The following is a 19,195-nucleotide window of genomic DNA, read 5'->3' on the forward strand; positions in this document are numbered from 1 at the left end:
CACGTGGGCGCCTCACGTATGCGCCCCCGGGGCGGCAGTGGAGTGCTACGCCGGCGGCCAGGTCTCGGCGAGCATCTTCCGGGTGTCCGCGAGGAGTTGCGGCAGCACCTTCGTGTGTCCGATGACCGGCATGAAGTTGGTGTCGCCGCCCCAGCGCGGTACCACGTGCTGGTGCAGATGGGCGGCGATACCGGCGCCGGCAACCGTCCCCTGGTTCATCCCGATGTTGAAGCCGTGCGCCCCGGAGGCCGTCCGCAGACAGGTCATCGCCCGCTTGGTGAACTCGCCGAGTTCGGCGGTCTCGGCCGGGTCGAGGTCGGTGTAGTCGGCCACATGCCGGTACGGCACCACCATCAGGTGGCCGCCGTTGTACGGGTACAGGTTGAGCACCGCGTACACGCTCTCACCACGCGCGATGACGAGTCCGTCCTCGTCGGACCTGGCGGGGATGGAGCAGAACGGGCAGCCGTCGCCGGCCCCGGGGCCGGTGGGCTTGTTCTCGCCCTGGATGTACGCCATCCGGTGCGGCGTCCACAGCCGCTGGAAGGCGTCCTGGATGCCGACCCCGATCTGCTGCTCCGGCTCACTCGTCATGTGGTGCAGCATATGACTTCGCCCGTACGGAGCGTGTCGCCGGGGCGGACGCGGGCGGCTCCCCGCGATGCTGGCCGGATGGACGTCGACGAGGCAGACACCCCGCTCGACCGCTGGGAGCAGCGGACCGAGCTGCCGCTCTTCTACGCCTCGCTGGTCTTCCTGGCCGCGTACTCGGTGCGGATCCTGGCCCACGACGTGGACGTGGTCTGGCGGGAGGTCGCCCTCGCGACGATGCTGCTGATGTGGTTCGTCTTCGGGGCCGACTTCGTGGCGCGTGTGCGGCTCAGCGGTCAGCGGCTCCCCCGCTTCCTGCGGACGCGCTGGCTGGACGCCGTGGTGCTGCTGCTGCCGCTGCTGCGCCCGCTGCGGCTCGTCAGGCTGTACACCACGCTCCAGCGCCGGCGGGACCAGCCGGTGCTCAGCCTGTACGTGCGGGTGATCGTCTACGCCGGTCTGAGTGCCGTGCTGCTGGGCTGGGCCGGAGCGCTCGCGGTCTACCACCAGGAGCGGACCGCGCCCGGGGCGACGATCCTGACCTTCGGCGACGCCGTGTGGTGGGTGTGCGAGACGCTGACCACCGTGGGTTACGGCGACGTCACGCCGGTGACCGCCTGGGGGCGGACCGTCGCGGTCGGGCTGATGGTCTGCGGTCTGGCGCTGCTCGGCGCGGTGACCGGATCGTTCTCTTCCTGGCTGATCCAGGTCTTCGCCCGGGAGGACGAGAGGAGGCCCCCGGGGGACGCGCGTCCCCCGGGGGCCTCCTCCTGACGGTGCGGGGTTCCGGGCCCGCCTCACCGGCCTGCACCCGCCTCACCGGCCGACAGGCACCGCCGACCGGCAGGCACCGCCGACCGGCAGGCACCGCCGACCGGAAGGGCACCGCGCGCCTGAAACCACCCGTCGGCAGGGCGCCACGCGCCTGAACCCGACCGCCGGGAAGGCACCGCCGGCCGGCTCAGATCTGGGTGCGCTCCTCGACGACCTTCACGATCTTGGCGATGGCCTCGTCGACCGGGATGCCGTTCTCCTGCGAGCCGTCGCGGTAGCGGAACGACACCGCGCCGTGCTCCATGTCCTCGTCGCCCGCGATGACCATGAAGGGCACCTTCTGCTTCTGGGCGTTGCGGATCTTCTTCTGCATCCGGTCCGAGGAGGCGTCCACCTCGACGCGGAGTCCGCGCCGCCTCGCCTTGGCCGCGAACTCCCGGAGATACGGCACATGGGCGTCGCCGATCGGGATGCCGAGGGCCTGGACGGGGGCGAGCCAGGCCGGGAAGGCACCGGCGTAGTGCTCGAGCAGCACCGCGAAGAACCGCTCGATGGACCCGAACAGCGCCCGGTGGATCATGACGGGGCGCTGCTTGGCGCCGTCCGGTCCGGTGTACTGAAGGTCGAATCGCTCCGGCAGGTTGAAGTCGAGCTGGACCGTCGACATCTGCCAGGTGCGGCCGATCGCGTCCTTCGCCTGGACGGAGATCTTCGGGCCGTAGAAGGCCGCACCGCCCGGGTCGGGGGTGAGCGGCAGGCCCTGCTTCTCGGCCACCTGCCGCAGGACCTCGGTGGCCTCCTCCCATGCCTCGTCGGAGCCGACGAACTTCTCCGGGTCCTTGGTGGACAGCTCCAGGTAGAAGTCGGTCAGACCGTAGTCGCGGAGCAGGTCCAGGACGAAGGTGAGGGTGGTGTCCAGCTCCTCCGCCATCTGCTCGCGGGTGCAGTAGATGTGCGCGTCGTCCTGGGTGAAGCCGCGGGCCCGGGTCAGACCGTGCACGACGCCCGACTTCTCGTACCGGTACACGGTGCCGAACTCGAAGAGGCGCAGCGGCAGTTCGCGGTAAGAGCGGCCGCGCGCGTCGAAGATCAGGTTGTGCATCGGGCAGTTCATGGGCTTGAGGTAGTAGTCCACGCCCTCGTCGAGCTGCATGGGCGGGTACATGCCCTCGGCGTACCAGTCCAGGTGGCCCGACTTCTCGAACAGCTTGCCCTTGGTCGCGTGCGGCGAGTAGACGAACTCGTAGCCGTGCTCCTCGTGGCGCTTTCGCGAGTAGTCCTCCATGACCCGGCGGATCACCCCGCCCTTGGGGTGGAAGACGGCGAGCCCGGAGCCGACCTCGTCGGGGAAGGAGAAGAGGTCCAGCTCGTTGCCGAGCTTGCGGTGGTCGCGCTTCTCGGCCTCGGCCAGGAAGTCCAGATGCGCCTTCAGCTCCTCCTTGGACGGCCAGGCGGTGCCGTAGATGCGCTGCAGCATCGGGTTCTTCTCGCTGCCGCGCCAGTAGGCCGCCGCGTTGCGCATCAGCTTGAACGCCGGGATGGCGCGGGTGGTGGGCAGGTGGGGGCCGCGGCAGAGGTCCTTCCAGCACGGCTCGCCGGTCCTGGCGTCCAGGTTGTCGTAGATGGTCAGCTCGCCGCCGCCCACCTCGACGTCCGCCCCGTCGTCGTGCGAGGCGGCGCCCTTGATGCCGATCAGCTCCAGCTTGTACGGCTCGTCCGCCAGCTCCGCACGCGCGGCCTCGTCGGTGACGACGCGGCGCGAGAAGCGCTGCCCGCGCTTCTGGATCTCCTGCATCTTCTTCTCGACGGCCTTGAGATCCTCCGGGGTGAAGGGCTTCGCCACGTCGAAGTCGTAGTAGAAGCCGTCCCGGACCGGCGGGCCGATGCCGAGCCTGGCCTCCGGGAAGAGTTCCTGCACCGCCTGCGCCATGACGTGCGCGGTGGAGTGGCGCAGGATGTTCAGCCCGTCCTCCGAGGAGATCGCGACGGGCTCCACGGTCTCGCCGTCGCCCACCTCGTACGCCAGGTCCTTCAGCTCCCCGCCGACCCGCGCGGCGATCACGGTGCGCTCGCCGCCGAAGAGATCGGCCGCCGTGGTGCCCGTCGTCACCACGCGCTCTTCCCGCTCGGAATCGCGTTGGATGATCACACGGACGTCTGACACCGGTCTCTCCTGTCTGAAGGGCAGCACGCGCAGGGGTGTCGCGCGTGCACTCGTCATGCTACCGAGCGGTGGATCGCGCCCGCTAAACGCGCTGCGCGTGTGGAGCGCACCCGCGGCGGGAGTGCCGTGCGGCGGGCGCGGCCCGGCGCGGACCGCGGACTTCGTCCACGCGCCGCGGCGGCCCGGGGCCGCCGTCCCGGGAGGAGGCGCGGCGCCTCTCCGGAGCAGGGCCCCGGCCGCGCTCAGTCCTCCCCTCCGCATGCCTCCTCGAAGAAGCCGAGGTTCTCGTGCAGCGCCTTCATCAGCCTGTCCCGCTCCGCCTCGTCCACCCGCACCGGCGCCACCCCGCTCGCCTCGGTGAGCCGCCGGAAGCCGCCGCGGCTCTCGAGGCGGCCGACGACCCGGATGGGGAGCCCCACGAGGTGGGCGTGGCCCGCGGTCCGGTAGGCGTCCTCGTCCAGGACCGCGCGTACGTAGGGGACGTCCGCTCCGCCGAGGACGTGCAGCCGCACGGTGCCCTCGCCGCGCGTGCCGGAGCGCCGCATCCGCACCACCGTGCCGGTGACGCGGACCGGCACGGACGGCTCCTCACGCAGATACCGGGCACCGGCGGCGCGGAGGGCGGGCAGGTCGCCGGGGGAGAACTCCACCGGTTCGGGCCGGGCGGCGCAGCCCTCCGGCACCCCCGCCGAGGGCGACCACGCCACCGCGATCCGCGCGCCCTCGGCACCCCGCACCAGCGTCACGAGGGCCTCGGTCAGCTCGCGGCTGACCCCCGCCGCGACCGCCGCGCCGAAGGCGTCCAACCCACCCGTGGCGCGCTGGTGGTCGACGGCCTCGCGGGCCGCGTGCAGGGCGTGGTGCAGCCGGACGGCGACGGACCGGCCGGTGTCCACGGGCAGGAACGCGGTGAGACCGCGCCCGCCCGGCGCCGGGCCGACCAGGACTCCCCGAAGGACCGCCCGCGCCTGCCGCCGGTGCCGCGCTCCGTGGTAGCCGGCGCGTCCGCGCACGGCGAGCGCGCCCGCGAGCAGGAACTGCCGGGCGGCGGACCGCAACTGCTCCTGCACGGTCCAGGAGGCCGCGCCCGACGGGCCCTGGGGGACGTCGCGCCACCAGCGGACCTCGTCACTCGGCACGGCGAGCCCGACCAGCACCTCGCGGGCCGCGGGCGCGGCCGATCCCGCCAGGGCGGCCAGGGCCTCACCCAGCAGGTCCTCGCAGTCGGGGAACTCCCTGCTCTCGGGCACCAGCAGGCTCGTCCCGCCGGTGCCGGGCCCCGGCGGGGTCCAGCGGGCGTACCGGCCGGCCGCTCCGCCCCTTCTGCGCCACCCGTGCCGGTGCAGCAGCGCACCCAGCACCAGGGGGTCGACCAGGGCCGGGTCGGGGAGTTGGCTGCCGTACCAGGGGGCGGGCACGCGGTCGGGAAACGGCAGGGGCTCCGGACGGGCGTGCGGCACCGAGGGGGAGCCGGCCGCGCGGGGTGCGCCTTCGTCGATCGGGCGGTGCATCAGGGTCTCCCTCCCGTCCCGACCCGCGTCATGATCCCGCAGAGCGCCCGGTCGTCGAAGACGCGGGAGGTCGGGATCCGCACGGTGGTCCGCCGCCGGCCCGTCACCGGGTGGCCGGCCAGGTTGGTCCAGTAGCAGCAGTGCCTCAGGCCGAGCGCTTCGTGCCCGGCCCGCAGCCACTCGTCCCGGGCTCGCGGCACGATCATGACGACCAGGATCTTGTGTACCGACACGGGGGTGCGGGCCAGTTTCACCAGGTGCTCGTTGTCCAGGGTGAAGGCGAACGACGGACCGGGGGGACGGGGCGCGAGCTGGTAGGTGGCCTTCAACTGCACCTTGATGGTGACCTCGTCGTCGACGGTGTGTCCGGGAGCGCTGTGGCTGACGTGCCAGTCGATCCCGTTGTCGGGGAACGGCTGGGACAGCGAGCAGCCGGCGGCCGCCGCGACCGCGTGCAGGTACCCCACCTGGAGGGTCTCCATGCAGGCGGTGGTGGCGAGTGCTCCGCGCAGCGGTGCGGTCCGCTCGGGCAGCGCACCCGGTTCGGGCTGCGCGAGCGCCATGGCTCCGTCTGCCTTCCGGGCTGTGCCGATGGTGGTCGTCCTCACGACGGACCGTCAGCAGCGCGCCCCGTCATCTGTGTTGTCACCCGCCTGCGTAGTGCGCAAACGGTCCGGGTATCACCGAGTCGGGCAGGGGATACCACCATCTGCCAGGCATGGGCGAGGAGTTCGGGGATGACGCACTGGTACGAGGGACCCCTGGCAGCGTTCGACACGGAGACGACGGGAGTGGACGTCGAGCGGGACCGGATCGTCTCCGCCGCGCTCGTGGTCCAGGACTCGCCGGGTGGACGCACACGCGTCAAGGGCTGGCTGGTCAATCCGGGTGTGCCGGTACCGGCCGAGGCCACGGCCGTGCACGGACTCACCGAGGAGCACCTGCAGCGCAACGGCCGCTGGCCGGCCCCGGTGATGGAGGAGATAGGGCGGTCGCTGGCGGAGCAGTGCGCTGCGGGCCGCCCGCTCGTGGTGATGAACGCGCCGTTCGACCTGACCCTGCTGGACCGTGAACTGCGCCGCCACCGCGCCTCGTCACTGGCGCGCTACCTCGAGAACGCACCGATGTGCGTACTGGACCCGCGGGTGCTGGACAAGCACCTGGACCGCTACCGCAAGGGCCGACGCACGCTCACCGATCTGTGCGGGCAGTACGGGGTGACGCTGGACGGGGCCCATGACGCGGCGGCGGACGCGACCGCGGCGCTGGACGTCGTCCGGGCGGTCGGCCGCCGTTTCACGGCGCGCCTGGAGCGGCTGTCCGCGGCGGAGCTGCACACACTGCAGGCGGTGTGGCACGCGGCTCAGGCGCGCGGGCTGCAGGCGTGGTTCGCCCGGAACGGTTCGGAGGAGTCGGTGGACCCGGCATGGCCGCTGCGCCCCGAGATCCCCGCCCGGGCGGCGTGACCGCCACGGCGTGACGGCCGCGCGGCGCGTACGGCGGGCCGGAGACGGGTACGGGTGCCCCGCCGCTTCGGGACACCCGTACGCTCCGTGGGGCCCGACCGGCCGCCGGTGCGGGCCGCGGCCGGCCCCCCGACCACCGCCGCGCGGTGGCACCGCAGGAGGCGGGACCTGGGAACGGGCCCTCACAGCCGAGGGGTATTGGTCTGGACCTCTCTGCACGCATTCAAGCCAATCCCCGGAACCGCGTCAAGGCGACCGCGGGAAACCGCCGCAACTCCTCCTCGCCCCGGCCCCGCTGGCGGCGGGTCGGCTCCGGGTAACCGGCAACGCACGAGGCCGGTCCGTCAGATGACGGACCGGCCTCTTCCGGTGGGCGATACTGGGATCGAACCAGTGACCTCTTCGGTGTGAACGAAGCGCTCTCCCGCTGAGCTAATCGCCCGGGAACGCACTGAACCATACAGGTACCGGCGGGTTTCCTTCAAACTCCCTTCCGCCCACGGCGGCCCCGGGCCGGGTCCGGCACCGGGCGCGCGGGTACTCACCGGAGATCTGAGTACCCGCGCCCATCCGGCCGCCCTGTGCCCCGCACCACACTCGACGCCATGGACAACGCGCTGCCGCCGGCCGAGGAGCTCCGGCTCATCGATCGCGAACTGGTCCGACTCGACGCCCACCGGGCCCGGTTGCTGGCCCGCAGGGCCTGGCTGCTGACGGCGCTGCGGGCCGCGGGTCCCGCCGCCGGGCCTTCCCCGGGCCCCGTTCGCTCCCGGGGGACGGCCGCCGAGACGTCCCCACCGGGTGCACAGAACGTCCTGCTCGCCCTCGGCGGGACCCTGCTGGCGATCGCCGCCGTCGCCTTCACCGTGGTCAGCTGGGGGCACATGGGCATCGGCGGCCGCGCGCTCGTGCTGGGCGCGGTGACCGTCGCGGCCCTCGGAACGCCCCTCCTGCTGCTGCGCCGCAAGCTCGTCTCGACCGCGGAGTCGGTGGCGGCGCTCGCTCTGGTCCTCACCGTCCTCGACGCGTACGCGCTCAGGCGTGCGGTGCTTCCCGGGACGGACACCCTGGCCTACACGGCCGCGGCCGCCGGTGTGCTCGCCGCGGTCTGGGCGGGATACGCGCGCGCCGGAGGCGGGCTGCGCCTGCCGCTGCCCGGTGCCGTGGTGGCGGGGCAGCTGCCGCTGCCGCTGTGGGCGCTGTCCGCGGGCGGAAGCGCCGGGGCCGTCGCGTGGGCGGCACTGGCGACCGCCGGACTGGACGTCCTGATCGCGCTCGGCGCCCGGCGCAAGGGCGTGCGGGCCCCCGCGGCCGCCTGCGCCGTGGCGACGGGCGGCTGGTCCCTGCTGACCGGCCTCTGGCTGTCGGTGTCCGCGGCCTCCCCGGCCGCCTCGGTGGAACCGGCGCTGCTGCTCCTGGCGGGCGCGGCCCTGGCCCTGGCGGCCGCGTGGCGGACGCCGGCGTCGGCATCGGCATCGGCGATCGCGACGATCGGCGGCCTCGCGGCGATCGGCGGCCTCGCGGCGATCGCGGCCCTCGGCGGTGTGCTGCGGACGGCGGTGCCACCGGACTGGGCCGTCCCCGCGTATCTGCTGAGCGCGGCGTCGCTGCTCGCCGCCGTGAGGATCCGTGCGCCTCGGGTGGTGCTCACCGGGCTCGGCGCCGCCTCCGGTCTGGTCCACCTCGCCTCGGCGCTGTGGGCGGCACCGGTCGTTCTGCTGGGGCTGACGGGACCGGCCGCCGTCCTCGAGAACGTCTGGGGCGGACCGCCCGCACCGGGCGCCGCCCCGCCGGGCGCGGCCACCGCCCCGGTCGTCCTCGCGGTCGTGGCCGCGGCACTGTGGGTGGCGCCCAGGCTGCTTCCCGCCGTACCGCCGCCCCGTCCTGCCGGGGAGTGCGCCGCACTGGTCCTGGCGTGGTCGGCGGCCGTGGCCGCCCCCGTCGCCCTGTCGCTCCCGCTCGGCCCGGCGCTGGCCGTGCAGTTGTCGGCGACGGCCGCGGCCCTCGCGCAGGCGGCCCGTCCCTCACTCGCGGCCGCTCTGCTGCCGACCGCGCGGCGAGCCCCCGGCGCCGGGAGAAGCGGCCGCGCGGCGGACGGGACCGCCACGCCGCCCGAGGCCGCCCGGACACCACGCGCCACCGCGTCACCGGAGGCCACCACGTCACCCGGGGCCACAGGATCAGCACGCGCCACCGCGACGCCCACCGGTTCACCACCGCACCCCGGCTCCCCCGCCGCGGACCCGGCGCCCGACGACCACACCCCGCCCGAGGCCCCGGGCCGCACCGGCGGTGCCGCCGGTGCGGCACCGCCGGCCGGCCGGCCGGAGCCTCCCCCGTACGCGCCCGACCCCCTCCGCGCCCTCGCCGCCACGGCGCTCGCCTGCGCGCTGCTGTCGGGGACGGCCGCGGCGCTGCTCGGCCTGGCGACCCGGCCCGCCACGTTCACCGCGCTGGGCGTGCTGGTGGCACTGGGCGCCACCGCAGCGGTGACGGCCCGAGGTCTCGTCCGGACCGTCGCCGCCTGCACCACCGTGGTGGGCAGCACGGGGCTGGTGGCGGCGACGGCGGCGGCAGCGGAGCTGCCGGGGCACCGGATCGCCCTCGCGCTCCTGGCCGTACCGGCGGGGGCGGCCTTGCTCGGCGCCCGGCTCGGCCGGCACCCGGTCGCCCCGGCAGTGGAGGTGACGGCCGCGGCGGTCGTGCCGATCGCCGTCGCCCTCGCGGCCCCGAACCCGCCGGCCCTGGCCCTGGTGCTGGCCCTCGCCGGCGTGGTGGCCGCGGGCACGGCCGTACGGGCCGAGCGCAGGCCCCTGGCCGGATACGCGGCGGCGGCGCTCTTCGTCGCCGCCACCTGGGTGCGCCTCGCGGCCTCGGGCGTCGACACGCCCGAGGCGTACACCCTGCCCGCGACCGTGCCCGCGCTGGCCCTGGGACTCCTGCGGCGCCGCACCGATCCGTCCGCCTCCTCGTGGACCGCGTACGGCCCCGGGCTCGGCGCGACCCTGGTACCGAGCCTGCTCGCGGCCTGGGGCGACGCCGGTTGGCAGCGCCCGCTGCTGCTGGGCCTGGCCGCCCTCGGGGTGACCCTCGCCGGAGCCCGGCGGCGGCTCCGGGCACCGCTGGTCCTCGGCGGTCTGACGCTCGCCCTGGTCGCGCTGCACGAACTGGCGCCCTATGTCGTCCAGGCCGTCGACGCCCTGCCGCGCTGGCTGCCGCCCGCGCTGGCGGGACTGCTGCTGCTGGCCGTGGGGGCGACCTACGAGCAGCGGCTGCGCGACGTGCGCCGGTTCCGGGAGAGCCTCGGCCGGATGCGCTGAACGGGTGATAGGCCGACGGCCCCGGAGACTCTCGGTCTCCGGGGCCGCCGATCCGGGTGGTGGGCGATACTGGGTTCGAACCAGTGACCTCTTCGGTGTGAACGAAGCGCTCTCCCACTGAGCTAATCGCCCGGGCGCACCGCAAACATTACCCCATGTCAGCGGCGCCTCGGGACCACTTCACCGGCCGCCCCGGCGACCGCCGGGCGGTCGCCGCCCGGCTCCGGTCACTGCTCGATCCTCCAGGGCATCTCGATCCCGAAGTTCCAGAGGTACACCCCGCTCAGCACGCCGACGACCACCAGTCCGACGGTGGTCAAGATGATGTTGCGCCGGCGCACCTTCGGGTCCAGCGCCCGCTGCGCCGCCTCGGTCACTTTCCGTTTCGTCCAGTGCAGTACGAGCTGCGCCCAGACGAACTCGGTGGCCCAGATCGCCATGCCCGCGAAGATCACCAGCCAGCCCGGCCCGGGCAGCGGAAGCATGATCACGCCGGCCACGACGACCGCGAAGCCCACGATGAAGACGCCGACCTGCCAGCTCAGATGAAGCGTCCGGCGCCTGCGCACGAACCCGGGTGCCCGCGATCCCAGAACAAGCCCTGCGGGCGCGGCCGCATCCCCCGTGACGGAACCTCGGGCCGCCGTCGCGGCGCCCCCGCTCCGCTCGTCACTCTCCGCACTCATGAGGCAAAAATACCCGACGAATCGGCCTGCTGGAATGACCGCACGGTCGTACGCGAAACTCCTCCGTTCGGGGTACCCCAAGGATCACAAAACAGACAGAGGGGTTTACAACGGCACCGTAGGTGGCATGTCGATTTCGCCGACGTGCGAATCCCCGAGCGCACACTGAGCGAAAGGCCCTGGCGCTTATGAACACCACGGTCAGCTGCGAGCTGCACCTGCGCCTCGTCGTGTCGAGCGAGTCCTCACTGCCTGTACCCGCGGGCTTGCGGTATGACACGGCCGATCCGTATGCCGTGCACGCCACCTTCCACACCGGAGCCGAGGAGACGGTCGAATGGGTGTTCGCCCGCGACCTTCTCGCCGAGGGCCTTCACCGGCCCACCGGAACCGGCGACGTCAGAGTCTGGCCGTCGCGCAGCCACGGCCAGGGCGTCGTCTGCATCGCACTGAGCTCTCCGGAGGGCGAGGCCCTGCTGGAGGCTCCGGCGAGGGCCCTGGAGTCGTTCCTCAAGCGGACGGACGCCGCGGTCCCGCCCGGCACGGAGCATCGCCACTTCGACCTCGACACCGAGCTCTCGCACATCCTGGCGGAAAGCTGAACCAGGGCGAGGGCAGCGGGCACCGTCCGACTCGGGGAGACGGCACCGCAAGGACACGGACAACCGCATAGGGCAGGCTCCGGCGCCGTCGCCGCGGAAACCACCGCGACGACGGCGCCTTCGCGTCCCGGTTCCTCCGGGGGCGACGGCGCCGTCGCCCCCGGAGGAACCGGCTAGAGTCAGCGGAGTTCGGCGGGCGGCCGGCCCGCGGCAGCCCAGGGAGCGAATCGTGCTGATCCCTCACGACACCCGCATCGCCCTCGACGTCGTCGTCGATCTGGTGAACACCGCGCCCGAGCGGGACGGCCCCGCCGAGGACGGGCTCGGCGACGTGTCGTCGCTGTACACGCTGGTGGAGAAGTACAGCATCAGCGACGTGGGCGACCTCGGCGAACACGATCTGGACGCCGTACGCGAGGTGCGGGACCGGTTCGAGAACGTGTTCGCGGCACCGGACGCCCGAACCGCCGCCGAACTCATCAACCGGCTGGTCGACTCGGCGGGCACCACGCCGCGGCTGACGGACCACGACGGCTACGACTGGCACGTCCACTACTTCGCGCCGGGCGCCTCGGTCGCCGAGCACCTCGCGGCCGACTGCGGCATGGCGCTGGCGTTCATGATCGTGTCCGGTGAGCAGGAGCGGCTGCGCCGCTGCGAGGCACCCGGCTGCGGCCGTGCCTTCGTCGATCTGTCCCGCAATCGCTCGCGCCGCTACTGCGACAGCCGTACCTGCGGCAATCGCCTGCACGTCGCCGCCTACCGGGCACGCCGCAGGGAAGCGGCCGGCTGAGCTCTCGTCGGGTCACCGCCGGCTCACAGCAGGAAGAGGTCGTGGACCGAGGCCATGAGCAGAAGGCAGCCGATCACCCCGAGGAAGATCATCAGGGGCGGCTGGGAGAGCGCGAAGAGGCAACCACGCGGCTCGTCTGAGGGGGCGGGGGCCTGGCCCCGGGAGGTATCCAGCATCTCGGGGGTGATGATGACGCAGGACCGGCCGCGATGATCGACCAACACGCCTGAGTGCCGGGGCAGTTCACCGGATCCCGTGGTTGACTCCGCCCCCGGGGGCCGCGCATCGCCGCCCCGCCCCGGGCCGCACATCGCCGCGCCGACCGTCGCCGTGCCGTCGCCGAACGGGGACCGCCCACCGCGGTGGCGTGCCGGGAGTCGGCACCGTCCGCCACCACCGGGCACCGCGTGGCACCGCCTGACACCGCCGCGGCGCTCGGAAGGCGTGCTCGGCAACCGTGCCCGGATGCCGTGCCCGGATGCCGTGCTGGGATGCCGTGCTCAGATGCCGTGCTTCTTCAGGATGGCCTCGATGTCGCTGAAGTCGTCGTCCGCGCCGGCGGCGGACCGCCTCCCCTTGGGCTTCGCGGCTCCCCCGGGCCCTGCGACCGGGCGGGCGGCCCTGCCGAGCGCCGGTGCCGAGGCCGGGGGCGCGACGGCGTGCGGGCCGCTGCCTTCCCGGGCGGAGGCCCGGGCCAGCCTGCGCCGCTCCACGGCGCGCGTGGTGAGGAAGAGCCCCCAGGCCGCACCCAGCAGCCCCACTCCCACCCAGGCCGTGGGACTGAAGACCGTGCCGGCCGCCCACTCGACGACGCCCGTAAGGACGAGGCCCAGGGGAACCAGCGCGTAGGCGGCGATCCGCGTCGCCGTGAGAAAGCGCTTGCGGTACGCCGCGACCGCGGCGACACCCAGCCCTGCCGCGGACACCGCGGCACATATCGTCTCGGCAAGCATGCGGTCCTCCCGGCGAGCGGAGCGGCCCCGGAGGGGGCCCCTGGGTAAGGCGGTCCCTTCCATCCTGCACCCGGTGGTACGGCCGGGGCCATGATCCCGCCGCTCCTCAGGGGGATCTCCGGGGCGCCCTCCTCCCCGGGAACCGGGAAGGTCCGGGTTACGAGGCCGCGGGCGAGGCTGGAAGACTGGGCCCATGAGCGACTCCTCCGCGGCCCCCGTCGTCCTGGACGTCTGGTGCGAGCTGCAGTGCACCGACTGCCGTACCGCCCTGTCCGATCTGCGGACCCTGCGCGCCCACTTCGGCGAGCGGCTGGAGCCCCGCCTGCGCCACTTCCCGCTCGAGAAGCACAAGCACGCCTTCGCCGCGGCCCAGGCCGCAGAGGAGGCCTTCGCGCAGGGCAGGGGCTGGGAGTACGTGGAGGCCGTGCTCGCCCGCGTCGAGGAGCTGGACCGCGAGGGCGAGCCGTTCCTCGTCCGGGTCGCCCGTGAACTCGGCCTGGAAGCGGAGGAGTTCGACACCGCCCTCATCGACGGACGGCACATTCTGGTCGTCGACGCCGACCAGGCCGAGGGCAGGGCGATCGGGGTCTCGGGCACCCCGACGTACGTCATCGGCGGCGAACGGCTCGACGGCGGCAAGAGCCAGGAGGGGCTGCGCGAACGCGTCGAGGAGATCACCGGCCGGCTGCTCGCCGGCTGACGGGCCCTCCCTGGCCGGACGGAACAACCGGCCGGACGGAACAACCGGCCGGGACCGACCGCCGGCGGATCCGGCGCGCGGCCCCGCCCGGCCCCCGCGCCGCGCCCGGCGGACCCAGCCCTGCCGAGCCGCCCCGCACACGTCCCTGCCGCGTCGGACGCCACCGCGGGGCGGGGGCCGGCCGTGGAACGGGCCGCACCGCGGTGGCGGGCGGCTGACGGCGCTCCCCACCGGTCGCTCCCGCCGATCGCTCCCGCCGGTCACCCCCGCCGGTCACCCCCGCCGGTCACCCCCGCCGGTCGAGGCACTACAGCAGCGGCTTGGCGAAGTGGTGGAGCACGGGCCGGTAGCCGAGCGACGCGTAGAGACCGGCTGCCGGGACGTTCCCGGCGGCGACGTGCAGTGCGAGCGCGGGCGCTCCGGCCCCGTGCGCGATCTGCTCGGCGACCAGCATCAGGGACCGTCCGTACCCCCGGCCGCGGTGCCCCCGGGCGACACACACGTCGTACACGTACGCGCCCCGCTCCCCCGTGCGCGGAGCATGTTCCGCTACCCAGACGTGCCCCACTGCGGCGCCGGCCACGACCAGGGCACGCAGCCACGCGCCTCGGGTCGCGGGGCCGTCGGGGAGCTTTCCCCGGTGGTCGGCCTCGGAGCGGGCGCGGGCCAGGTCCCCGGGCAGGCCCCGTTCCGTCCGGGTCCGCGCGTACCGCTCGACGGCGTCCGCCCGCCAGGACGCGAACTCCGCGTCCGTGAGAGGGCGGCTCGACACGCCCCCGGGCAGCGCGGGCGGTTCCGGCGGCACCTCCTTGCGCAGCGTGCGGCCGGTCTCGGCGTACCAGAGCGCGGTTGCCAGCCGCAGCCCGGCGGTGGCCTCCGCGGGGACGGAGGCCACGACGCGGGTGCAGCCCCAGCCGCGCAGCACCTCCTCGGCCGCCAGCGCCGCGACCGCGCCCCGGCCTCGCCCCCGGGCGTCCTCGTCGATGCCCAGGGACCGCAGGACGCCCGTCGACCGGCCGGCGTCCGGGTCGCGGGCGAGTTCGACGGAGCCCACCGGCCTGCCGTTGACGCATACGTCGTAGCCGCGTGACATGGCGCCGTCCGCGCCCCGCTGGAGCGGCCCGGTCGGCCGCAGGGTGGTGGTCATCAGAGGAGTTCTACCTGTCCCGGGGCCACCCGTCACCATGCCCGTACGCGCCGCTCCCCCGCAGCGGCGAGGAGGCCCCTCAGACGGGCAGCGGATCGGGGTCGGCGGCGGCGTGCTCCTCGAAGATCCGCATCGCCTTGGCCGTCAGGGGCCCGGGGGCGCCGGGCAGCTCGCGGTCGTCGACGCGGTGGACGGCCTGGACGTCGCGGGTGGTGGAGGTCAGGAAGATCTCCTCGGCGCGCTCCAGCACGTCCATCGGCAGGTCGGCCTCCTGCGCGCCGGTCCACTCCGCGGTCAGCGCGCGGGTGATTCCGGCCAGGCAGCCGGAGGTGACGGGCGGGGTGAACAGCTGGCCGTCGACGACGACGAACACGTTCGAGCCCGTGCCCTCGCAGAGCCGTCCGAGGGTGTTCGCGAAGAGCGCCTCGGACGCGCCCCGCTCACGGGCGCGGGTGAGGGCGACGACGTTCTCGGCGTAGGAGGTGGTCTTCAGCCCCGCCAGCGCACCGCGCTCGTTGCGGGTCCACGGCACGGTGATCACCGCGGTGCCGTCCGGCCGGCGTGTGGTCGCGGCGAGCGCGACGACCAGGGAGGGGCTCTTGCCGCCCCGGTCGGAACCGAGCGGGGAGAGTCCGCCCGTGTACGTGATGCGCAGCCGGCCCAGCGGCATGGGGTTGGCCTCGAGCACGGCCCGACAGGCGTGCCGCACCTCGTCGCGGTCCGGGTCGGGCAGGCCGAGACCGCGGGCCGAGCGGGTGAGCCGGTCGAGGTGGCGGGTGAGGGCGAAGGGGCTGCCCCCGGTCGCCTTCACGGTCTCGAAGACGCCGTCGCCCACGGTCAGCCCGTGATCGAACACGGAAACCACCGCCTCGCCGGCGTCCCTCAGTCCCCCGTTGACCCAGATCCTCATCGCCCGGTCCTTTCGCTCTGCGCGTACGCTCCCGACGCTACCGCGAGCAGCCGGGACGCCTTCAGCTCGGTCTCGTCCCACTCCCGCTCCGGGTCGGAGCCCCAGGTGATCCCGGCTCCGGTGCCGAAACGGAGGACTCCCCGGGCGCGGTCGATCCAGAAGGTGCGTATGCCGACGGCCAGCTCACCGGTGCCGCGGTCGGCGTCGACCCAGCCGACACCGCCGCAGTAGGGGCCGCGGGGCGCCGTCTCCAGTTCCGCGAGGATCCGCAGGGCGCTGGACTTCGGCGCTCCGGTGACCGAGCCCGGCGGGAAGGTGGCGTCCAGCAGCTCGCGCCATCCCGCGCCGGGCGCCGGCTCGCCGCGCACGGTGGACACGAGGTGGACCAGACCGGGATGTGCCTCGACGGCACACAGCGCCGGGACGGTCACGGAACCCGGCGCGCAGACCCGGCCGAGGTCGTTGCGGACCAGGTCCACGATCATCACGTTCTCCGCGTGGTCCTTCTCCAGCAGGTCGGCGGCCGTGCGGCCGGTGCCCTTGATCGGCCCGGACTCGACCGTGCTCCCCTCGCGGCGCAGATAGAGCTCGGGCGAGGCGGTGGCGATCTCCACCCCGTGCGCGGAGAGCCGAATCGTTCCGGCATAAGGGGCGGGGTTGCCGCGGGCGAGCAGCGCGGTCAGGGCGTCGACGTCGGCGGCCCCGGGATCGGGCAGCGGCGCCGACAGCACCCGGCAGAGGTTCGCCTGGTAGACCTCGCCGGCCGCGATGTGCGCGCGGATACGGCGCACGCCCGCGGTGTACGCGGCCCGGTCCATGGAGCTGGTCCAGTCGCCGGGGGCGGGGCCGCGCCAGCGCCCGGGGGCGGGGGCGGGCACCGGCGCACGCCGGACGTCCCCGAAGCGAGCGCAGGTCAGACGCCCTTCGAAGTCGGCGGCGACGGCCCAGAAGCCGGACGAGTCCAGTGCCTCGGGGTCGCTGGTGACATCCCGGAGGTCGGTGGCGACGAGGCCGCCGAAGCGGGCCATGGGAGCGAGGTCGTGCACGGCTGCGAGTCTATGGCGGGCCCCCGGCGGGTGCCGTCGGCGCCCGCCGCCCGATCCCGGGGACGGCCCCGGGGTGAGCACGGCTCAGCACGCTGCGGAAACGCGTTTTTGTGCTGGCCCGGGAATCCGCTAAAGTTCAACACGTCGCCGGGACGCGGAAGCGGGCCGGAAACGACAGGCGGACGTGGCTCAGTTGGTAGAGCATCACCTTGCCAAGGTGAGGGTCGCGAGTTCGAATCTCGTCGTCCGCTCGAAGAACGGGGGATCATCCCGACCCCCGCACTCCGGGGTGGAGTGGCCGAGAGGCGAGGCAACGGCCTGCAAAGCCGTCTACACGGGTTCAAATCCCGTCTCCACCTCCAAGGACGATTAGCTCAGCGGGAGAGCGCTTCCCTGACACGGAAGAGGTCACTGGTTCAATCCCAGTATCGTCCACGCAGCACAGGCACCACGTACAGCACGAGCAGCACACGCAACACCCACGGCCTCCGCGCCGTGATCCCGAGGACGATTAGCTCAGCGGGAGAGCGCTTCCCTGACACGGAAGAGGTCACTGGTTCAATCCCAGTATCGTCCACGCAGCACAGGCACCACGTACAGCACGAGCAGCACACGCAACACCCACGGCCTCCGCGCTGTGGCCCCGAGGACGATTAGCTCAGCGGGAGAGCGCTTCCCTGACACGGAAGAGGTCACTGGTTCAATCCCAGTATCGTCCACAGCCCGGAGCCCCCGGTCGCGCCATGCGGCCGGGGGCTCTCGTGTGGATCCGGTACCGCCGTGACCCGAGGCGGCTCCGGCCGTCTCCCGGGCCGTCTTCCGGCCGGTTCGGGCCGCGTTCCGGTCGCCGGAGCGGCCGGGCGGCCCGAGCGGCTTCGGCGTCAGGACGAGAAGAGCATCCGGCCGAAGCCACGCTGGCGGTGATGGCCGCCGTGGTGGCCGTGCGGGGCGCCCCAGGCCGGCTGCACCGGGGCCGGCTGACCGTGCGGGGCGGGCGGCGGGGCCTGCTGGACCCACCGGCTCTCCAGGCGGGTCAGCGCCTCCAGCTCGCCGTAGTCCAGGAATATCCCCCGGCAGCCGCTGCACTGCTCGATGTGGACGCCGTTGCGGTTGTACGTATGCATGGGTGCATGGCACTTGGGACACTGCATGCTTCGGTCAGCTCCTCGCCGCTCGGTCTCGTTGGGTGGTCCCGTTCCCCTCCGGCGGCCGGATCATGTCGTCCAACTCGATCGGAAGAGCGGCGATTCGGGCGCATGCGTCGGTCATCGACCGTTCCACGTCGTCGAGATCACGCCGTCCGGCGGCGCTCTTCGCCAGTGCGAGGGCCGCGGTCTGGACGGTCAGGGCGCGGGCCGGAGCGTCGAGCGACGGCCACGGATCGGCTCCGTCCGGCCCCGCGGCGGGACCCCCGGCGCCACGGTAGGCCCCCAGGAAACGCGCCCAGGTGTCCGGCGCGAGCAGGCCCGCCGCGAACCACGCGGCGGGCCGGGCGAGGTCCCAGGCCGGGTCACCGAGGCCGAGGTCGTCGACGTCGATGAGATACCAGGATCCCCCGCCGACGGGGTGGCGGACCAGCTGGCCCAGATGCAGGTCGCCGTGGCATAGCCGGGCGGGAGCGGGTGCCGGAGCCTCGCCCCTGGCCCACGGGGGCAGCCGGCGCCAGGCGCCGAGCACGGCACCCGCGGCGGGATGCTCCGGAGCGGCCGCCCGCATCCGCGCGACCGCGGCGGCGGCCCTGGCCGGACCGCGCATCACCGGCAGCGGGCGGGGCAGCGGGCCGAGCGGCACCCTGTGCAGCCGGGCGAGCAGTCCCGCCGTCTCCTCCCAGGGGGCGCCGTCCGGGTCGGACGGGTCCACGGGACTGCCGTACGGCCAGGTGGTGACGGGGCGCCCGTCGAGTAACCCGGCGGCGGGGAGCGGCGGCAGGAGTATCCCGGCGAGCAGCGGATGGGCGGCAACGGCGACCCTCACACGGTGGTCCTCCGGGTCGGTCCCGGGCGCATGGGCCTTGGCGACGGCACGGCCGTGCCGTACGACGAGCGCGTCGGCCCGCTCGGCCAGCACGTCCGCGTCCTGACCGCAGGCGCGGCAGGAGCCGCCGGGCGACCGCGCGTGCGCCGCCTCCCTCGCCTCCGCTGCGAGGGCAGGCACCAGTGCGCCGACGCTCTGCTCCACGCGCCGAGGGTACGGGCGGGGCGGGGCCGGGTACACGGGGCCCGGCACGGAGGACGGCGCCGCCGCCCGCCCGCCCGCCGTCGGAGAAGGCCGGGCCACGCGGTTCGGGCCCCGGCCGGCCGAGCGCCGGACACCGGGCACGGAGCGGCACCCCGGACCGGGCCGGCACCCCGGCCAACCCGGGGCGGGGCACGGGAGGGGCCGAGGCCCACCCGGGGCGGGGCACGGGAAGGGCCGAGGCCCACCCGGGGCGGCGCGGCACCGGACCGAGAAGAGCACCGGACGGAGAAGGGCTACACGCGGAGAAGGGCGACGGAAGCGGAAATAGCGCTCGGCCGGCCGGCTCCCCAGCCG

Annotated in this window: 18 protein-coding genes and 7 tRNA genes; 11 read left to right on the forward strand and 14 right to left on the reverse strand. The window is 74.1% G+C overall.

Going from position 1 to position 19,195, the window contains the following annotated elements:
* Positions 1–45: 45 nt before the first annotated feature.
* Positions 46–606, reverse strand: a complete 561-nt coding sequence (locus tag DDQ41_RS01150; protein WP_109292759.1) for an HIT family protein — start codon at positions 604–606, stop codon at positions 46–48.
* A gap of 66 nt (positions 607–672) precedes the next feature.
* Between DDQ41_RS01150 and DDQ41_RS01155 the strand changes: the two genes are divergently transcribed.
* A complete protein-coding gene (locus DDQ41_RS01155; RefSeq protein WP_109292760.1) occupies positions 673–1,365 on the forward strand; it encodes a potassium channel family protein in 693 nt (230 codons plus the stop codon).
* A gap of 187 nt (positions 1,366–1,552) precedes the next feature.
* On the opposite strand, the gene thrS is transcribed toward DDQ41_RS01155, so the two are convergent.
* The 3 genes from thrS to DDQ41_RS01170 form a co-directional block, all read right to left on the reverse strand.
* The gene (thrS, locus tag DDQ41_RS01160) at positions 1,553–3,529 is read right to left on the reverse strand and encodes a threonine--tRNA ligase (RefSeq protein ID WP_109292761.1); all 1,977 of its coding nucleotides are present in this window, start codon (positions 3,527–3,529) and stop codon (positions 1,553–1,555) included.
* A 242-nt stretch (positions 3,530–3,771) separates the two neighbouring features.
* Complete coding sequence (locus DDQ41_RS01165) at positions 3,772–5,040, reverse strand: hypothetical protein (protein ID WP_109292762.1); 1,269 nt, start codon at positions 5,038–5,040, stop codon at positions 3,772–3,774.
* Positions 5,040–5,603: a DUF4365 domain-containing protein gene (locus DDQ41_RS01170; protein ID WP_109292763.1), complete on the reverse strand. Its 564-nt coding sequence runs from the start codon at positions 5,601–5,603 to the stop codon at positions 5,040–5,042. The genes DDQ41_RS01165 and DDQ41_RS01170 overlap by 1 nt, the downstream gene beginning before the upstream one ends.
* A 174-nt stretch (positions 5,604–5,777) precedes the next feature.
* On the opposite strand from DDQ41_RS01170, the gene DDQ41_RS01175 reads away from it, so the two are divergent.
* Positions 5,778–6,506 (forward strand): 3'-5' exonuclease, encoded by a 729-nt coding sequence (locus DDQ41_RS01175; protein ID WP_109292764.1) that lies wholly within the window; start codon positions 5,778–5,780, stop codon positions 6,504–6,506.
* Between the two features lie 370 nt (positions 6,507–6,876).
* On the opposite strand, the gene DDQ41_RS01180 is transcribed toward DDQ41_RS01175, so the two are convergent.
* Positions 6,877–6,948: transfer RNA gene (locus DDQ41_RS01180), tRNA-Val, on the reverse strand.
* A gap of 163 nt (positions 6,949–7,111) precedes the next feature.
* Here DDQ41_RS01180 and DDQ41_RS01185 point away from each other — a divergent pair.
* Positions 7,112–9,826, forward strand: coding sequence for an SCO7613 C-terminal domain-containing membrane protein (locus tag DDQ41_RS01185; RefSeq protein ID WP_262508323.1), 2,715 nt, complete (start codon positions 7,112–7,114; stop codon positions 9,824–9,826).
* Between the two features lie 57 nt (positions 9,827–9,883).
* Here the strand turns inward: DDQ41_RS01185 and DDQ41_RS01190 are convergent.
* Positions 9,884–9,958, reverse strand: a tRNA-Val gene (locus DDQ41_RS01190).
* 95 nt (positions 9,959–10,053) lie between these two features.
* Positions 10,054–10,512 carry a TIGR02611 family protein gene (locus tag DDQ41_RS01195; protein WP_109292766.1) on the reverse strand — a complete coding sequence of 153 codons (459 nt, stop codon included), beginning with the start codon at positions 10,510–10,512 and terminating at the stop codon, positions 10,054–10,056.
* A gap of 188 nt (positions 10,513–10,700) precedes the next feature.
* On the opposite strand from DDQ41_RS01195, the gene DDQ41_RS01200 reads away from it, so the two are divergent.
* Together DDQ41_RS01200 and DDQ41_RS01205 are read left to right on the forward strand one after the other, a co-directional pair.
* On the forward strand, positions 10,701–11,114 hold the full coding sequence (locus tag DDQ41_RS01200; protein ID WP_003959770.1) for an SsgA family sporulation/cell division regulator: 414 nt from the start codon (positions 10,701–10,703) through the stop codon (positions 11,112–11,114).
* A 229-nt stretch (positions 11,115–11,343) separates the two neighbouring features.
* Positions 11,344–11,907 carry a CGNR zinc finger domain-containing protein gene (locus tag DDQ41_RS01205; protein WP_109292767.1) on the forward strand — a complete coding sequence of 188 codons (564 nt, stop codon included), beginning with the start codon at positions 11,344–11,346 and terminating at the stop codon, positions 11,905–11,907.
* A gap of 23 nt (positions 11,908–11,930) precedes the next feature.
* Here DDQ41_RS01205 and DDQ41_RS31540 read toward each other — a convergent pair whose 3' ends face one another.
* Together DDQ41_RS31540 and DDQ41_RS01215 are read right to left on the reverse strand one after the other, a co-directional pair.
* Positions 11,931–12,083 carry a hypothetical protein gene (locus DDQ41_RS31540; RefSeq protein WP_167450225.1) on the reverse strand — a complete coding sequence of 51 codons (153 nt, stop codon included), beginning with the start codon at positions 12,081–12,083 and terminating at the stop codon, positions 11,931–11,933.
* Positions 12,084–12,407: 324 nt separating this feature from the next.
* Positions 12,408–12,860: a hypothetical protein gene (locus DDQ41_RS01215; RefSeq protein ID WP_109292769.1), complete on the reverse strand. Its 453-nt coding sequence runs from the start codon at positions 12,858–12,860 to the stop codon at positions 12,408–12,410.
* A gap of 193 nt (positions 12,861–13,053) precedes the next feature.
* On the opposite strand from DDQ41_RS01215, the gene DDQ41_RS01220 reads away from it, so the two are divergent.
* The gene (locus DDQ41_RS01220; RefSeq protein ID WP_109292770.1) at positions 13,054–13,560 is read left to right on the forward strand and encodes a DsbA family protein; all 507 of its coding nucleotides are present in this window, start codon (positions 13,054–13,056) and stop codon (positions 13,558–13,560) included.
* Between the two features lie 307 nt (positions 13,561–13,867).
* Here DDQ41_RS01220 and DDQ41_RS01225 read toward each other — a convergent pair whose 3' ends face one another.
* The 3 genes from DDQ41_RS01225 to DDQ41_RS01235 form a co-directional block, all read right to left on the reverse strand.
* Positions 13,868–14,707: a GNAT family N-acetyltransferase gene (locus tag DDQ41_RS01225; protein WP_109292771.1), complete on the reverse strand. Its 840-nt coding sequence runs from the start codon at positions 14,705–14,707 to the stop codon at positions 13,868–13,870.
* A 79-nt stretch (positions 14,708–14,786) separates the two neighbouring features.
* Positions 14,787–15,617: an aminotransferase class IV gene (locus tag DDQ41_RS01230; protein WP_109292772.1), complete on the reverse strand. Its 831-nt coding sequence runs from the start codon at positions 15,615–15,617 to the stop codon at positions 14,787–14,789.
* On the reverse strand, positions 15,614–16,663 hold the full coding sequence (locus DDQ41_RS01235) for a chorismate-binding protein (RefSeq protein ID WP_109292773.1): 1,050 nt from the start codon (positions 16,661–16,663) through the stop codon (positions 15,614–15,616). Before DDQ41_RS01235 ends, DDQ41_RS01230 begins: the two co-directional genes overlap by 4 nt.
* 178 nt (positions 16,664–16,841) lie before the next feature.
* On the opposite strand from DDQ41_RS01235, the gene DDQ41_RS01240 reads away from it, so the two are divergent.
* The 5 genes from DDQ41_RS01240 (at position 16,842) to DDQ41_RS01260 (ending at position 17,382) form a co-directional block, all read left to right on the forward strand.
* Positions 16,842–16,914 (forward strand) — tRNA-Gly (locus tag DDQ41_RS01240).
* Between the two features lie 37 nt (positions 16,915–16,951).
* Positions 16,952–17,025: transfer RNA gene (locus tag DDQ41_RS01245), tRNA-Cys, on the forward strand.
* Position 17,026: 1 nt separating this feature from the next.
* Positions 17,027–17,098: transfer RNA gene (locus tag DDQ41_RS01250), tRNA-Val, on the forward strand.
* A 70-nt stretch (positions 17,099–17,168) separates the two neighbouring features.
* Positions 17,169–17,240 (forward strand) — tRNA-Val (locus tag DDQ41_RS01255).
* Between the two features lie 70 nt (positions 17,241–17,310).
* Positions 17,311–17,382 (forward strand) — tRNA-Val (locus DDQ41_RS01260).
* A gap of 162 nt (positions 17,383–17,544) precedes the next feature.
* On the opposite strand, the gene DDQ41_RS01265 is transcribed toward DDQ41_RS01260, so the two are convergent.
* Both DDQ41_RS01265 and DDQ41_RS01270 read right to left on the reverse strand, forming a co-directional pair.
* Entirely contained in the window at positions 17,545–17,814 is a 270-nt protein-coding gene (locus DDQ41_RS01265) for a TFIIB-type zinc ribbon-containing protein (protein ID WP_109292774.1), read from the reverse strand.
* A gap of 7 nt (positions 17,815–17,821) precedes the next feature.
* Positions 17,822–18,841: a phosphotransferase family protein gene (locus DDQ41_RS01270; protein WP_394342114.1), complete on the reverse strand. Its 1,020-nt coding sequence runs from the start codon at positions 18,839–18,841 to the stop codon at positions 17,822–17,824.
* Positions 18,842–19,195: the final 354 nt, after the last annotated feature.

Origin of the sequence: Streptomyces spongiicola, from assembly GCF_003122365.1 — a bacterium.
Taxonomy (GTDB): Bacteria; Actinomycetota; Actinomycetes; order Streptomycetales; family Streptomycetaceae; genus Streptomyces; species Streptomyces spongiicola.

What these genes read in the sequence shown, in the direction of transcription:
- DDQ41_RS01155 (WP_109292760.1), top strand. Translation starts at nt 673, where the DNA reads ATGGACGTCGACGAGGCAGACACCCCGCTCGACCGCTGGGAGCAGCGG.
- DDQ41_RS01170 (WP_109292763.1), bottom strand. Translation starts at nt 5,603, where the DNA reads ATGGCGCTCGCGCAGCCCGAACCGGGTGCGCTGCCCGAGCGGACCGCA.
- DDQ41_RS01220 (WP_109292770.1), top strand. Translation starts at nt 13,054, where the DNA reads ATGAGCGACTCCTCCGCGGCCCCCGTCGTCCTGGACGTCTGGTGCGAG.
- DDQ41_RS01195 (WP_109292766.1), bottom strand. Translation starts at nt 10,512, where the DNA reads ATGAGTGCGGAGAGTGACGAGCGGAGCGGGGGCGCCGCGACGGCGGCC.
- DDQ41_RS01265 (WP_109292774.1), bottom strand. Translation starts at nt 17,814, where the DNA reads ATGCAGTGTCCCAAGTGCCATGCACCCATGCATACGTACAACCGCAAC.
- DDQ41_RS31540 (WP_167450225.1), bottom strand. Translation starts at nt 12,083, where the DNA reads ATGCTGGATACCTCCCGGGGCCAGGCCCCCGCCCCCTCAGACGAGCCG.
- DDQ41_RS01225 (WP_109292771.1), bottom strand. Translation starts at nt 14,707, where the DNA reads ATGACCACCACCCTGCGGCCGACCGGGCCGCTCCAGCGGGGCGCGGAC.
- DDQ41_RS01230 (WP_109292772.1), bottom strand. Translation starts at nt 15,617, where the DNA reads ATGAGGATCTGGGTCAACGGGGGACTGAGGGACGCCGGCGAGGCGGTG.
- DDQ41_RS01185 (WP_262508323.1), top strand. Translation starts at nt 7,112, where the DNA reads ATGGACAACGCGCTGCCGCCGGCCGAGGAGCTCCGGCTCATCGATCGC.
- DDQ41_RS01215 (WP_109292769.1), bottom strand. Translation starts at nt 12,860, where the DNA reads ATGCTTGCCGAGACGATATGTGCCGCGGTGTCCGCGGCAGGGCTGGGT.
- DDQ41_RS01200 (WP_003959770.1), top strand. Translation starts at nt 10,701, where the DNA reads ATGAACACCACGGTCAGCTGCGAGCTGCACCTGCGCCTCGTCGTGTCG.
- DDQ41_RS01165 (WP_109292762.1), bottom strand. Translation starts at nt 5,040, where the DNA reads ATGCACCGCCCGATCGACGAAGGCGCACCCCGCGCGGCCGGCTCCCCC.
- DDQ41_RS01150 (WP_109292759.1), bottom strand. Translation starts at nt 606, where the DNA reads ATGCTGCACCACATGACGAGTGAGCCGGAGCAGCAGATCGGGGTCGGC.
- DDQ41_RS01175 (WP_109292764.1), top strand. Translation starts at nt 5,778, where the DNA reads ATGACGCACTGGTACGAGGGACCCCTGGCAGCGTTCGACACGGAGACG.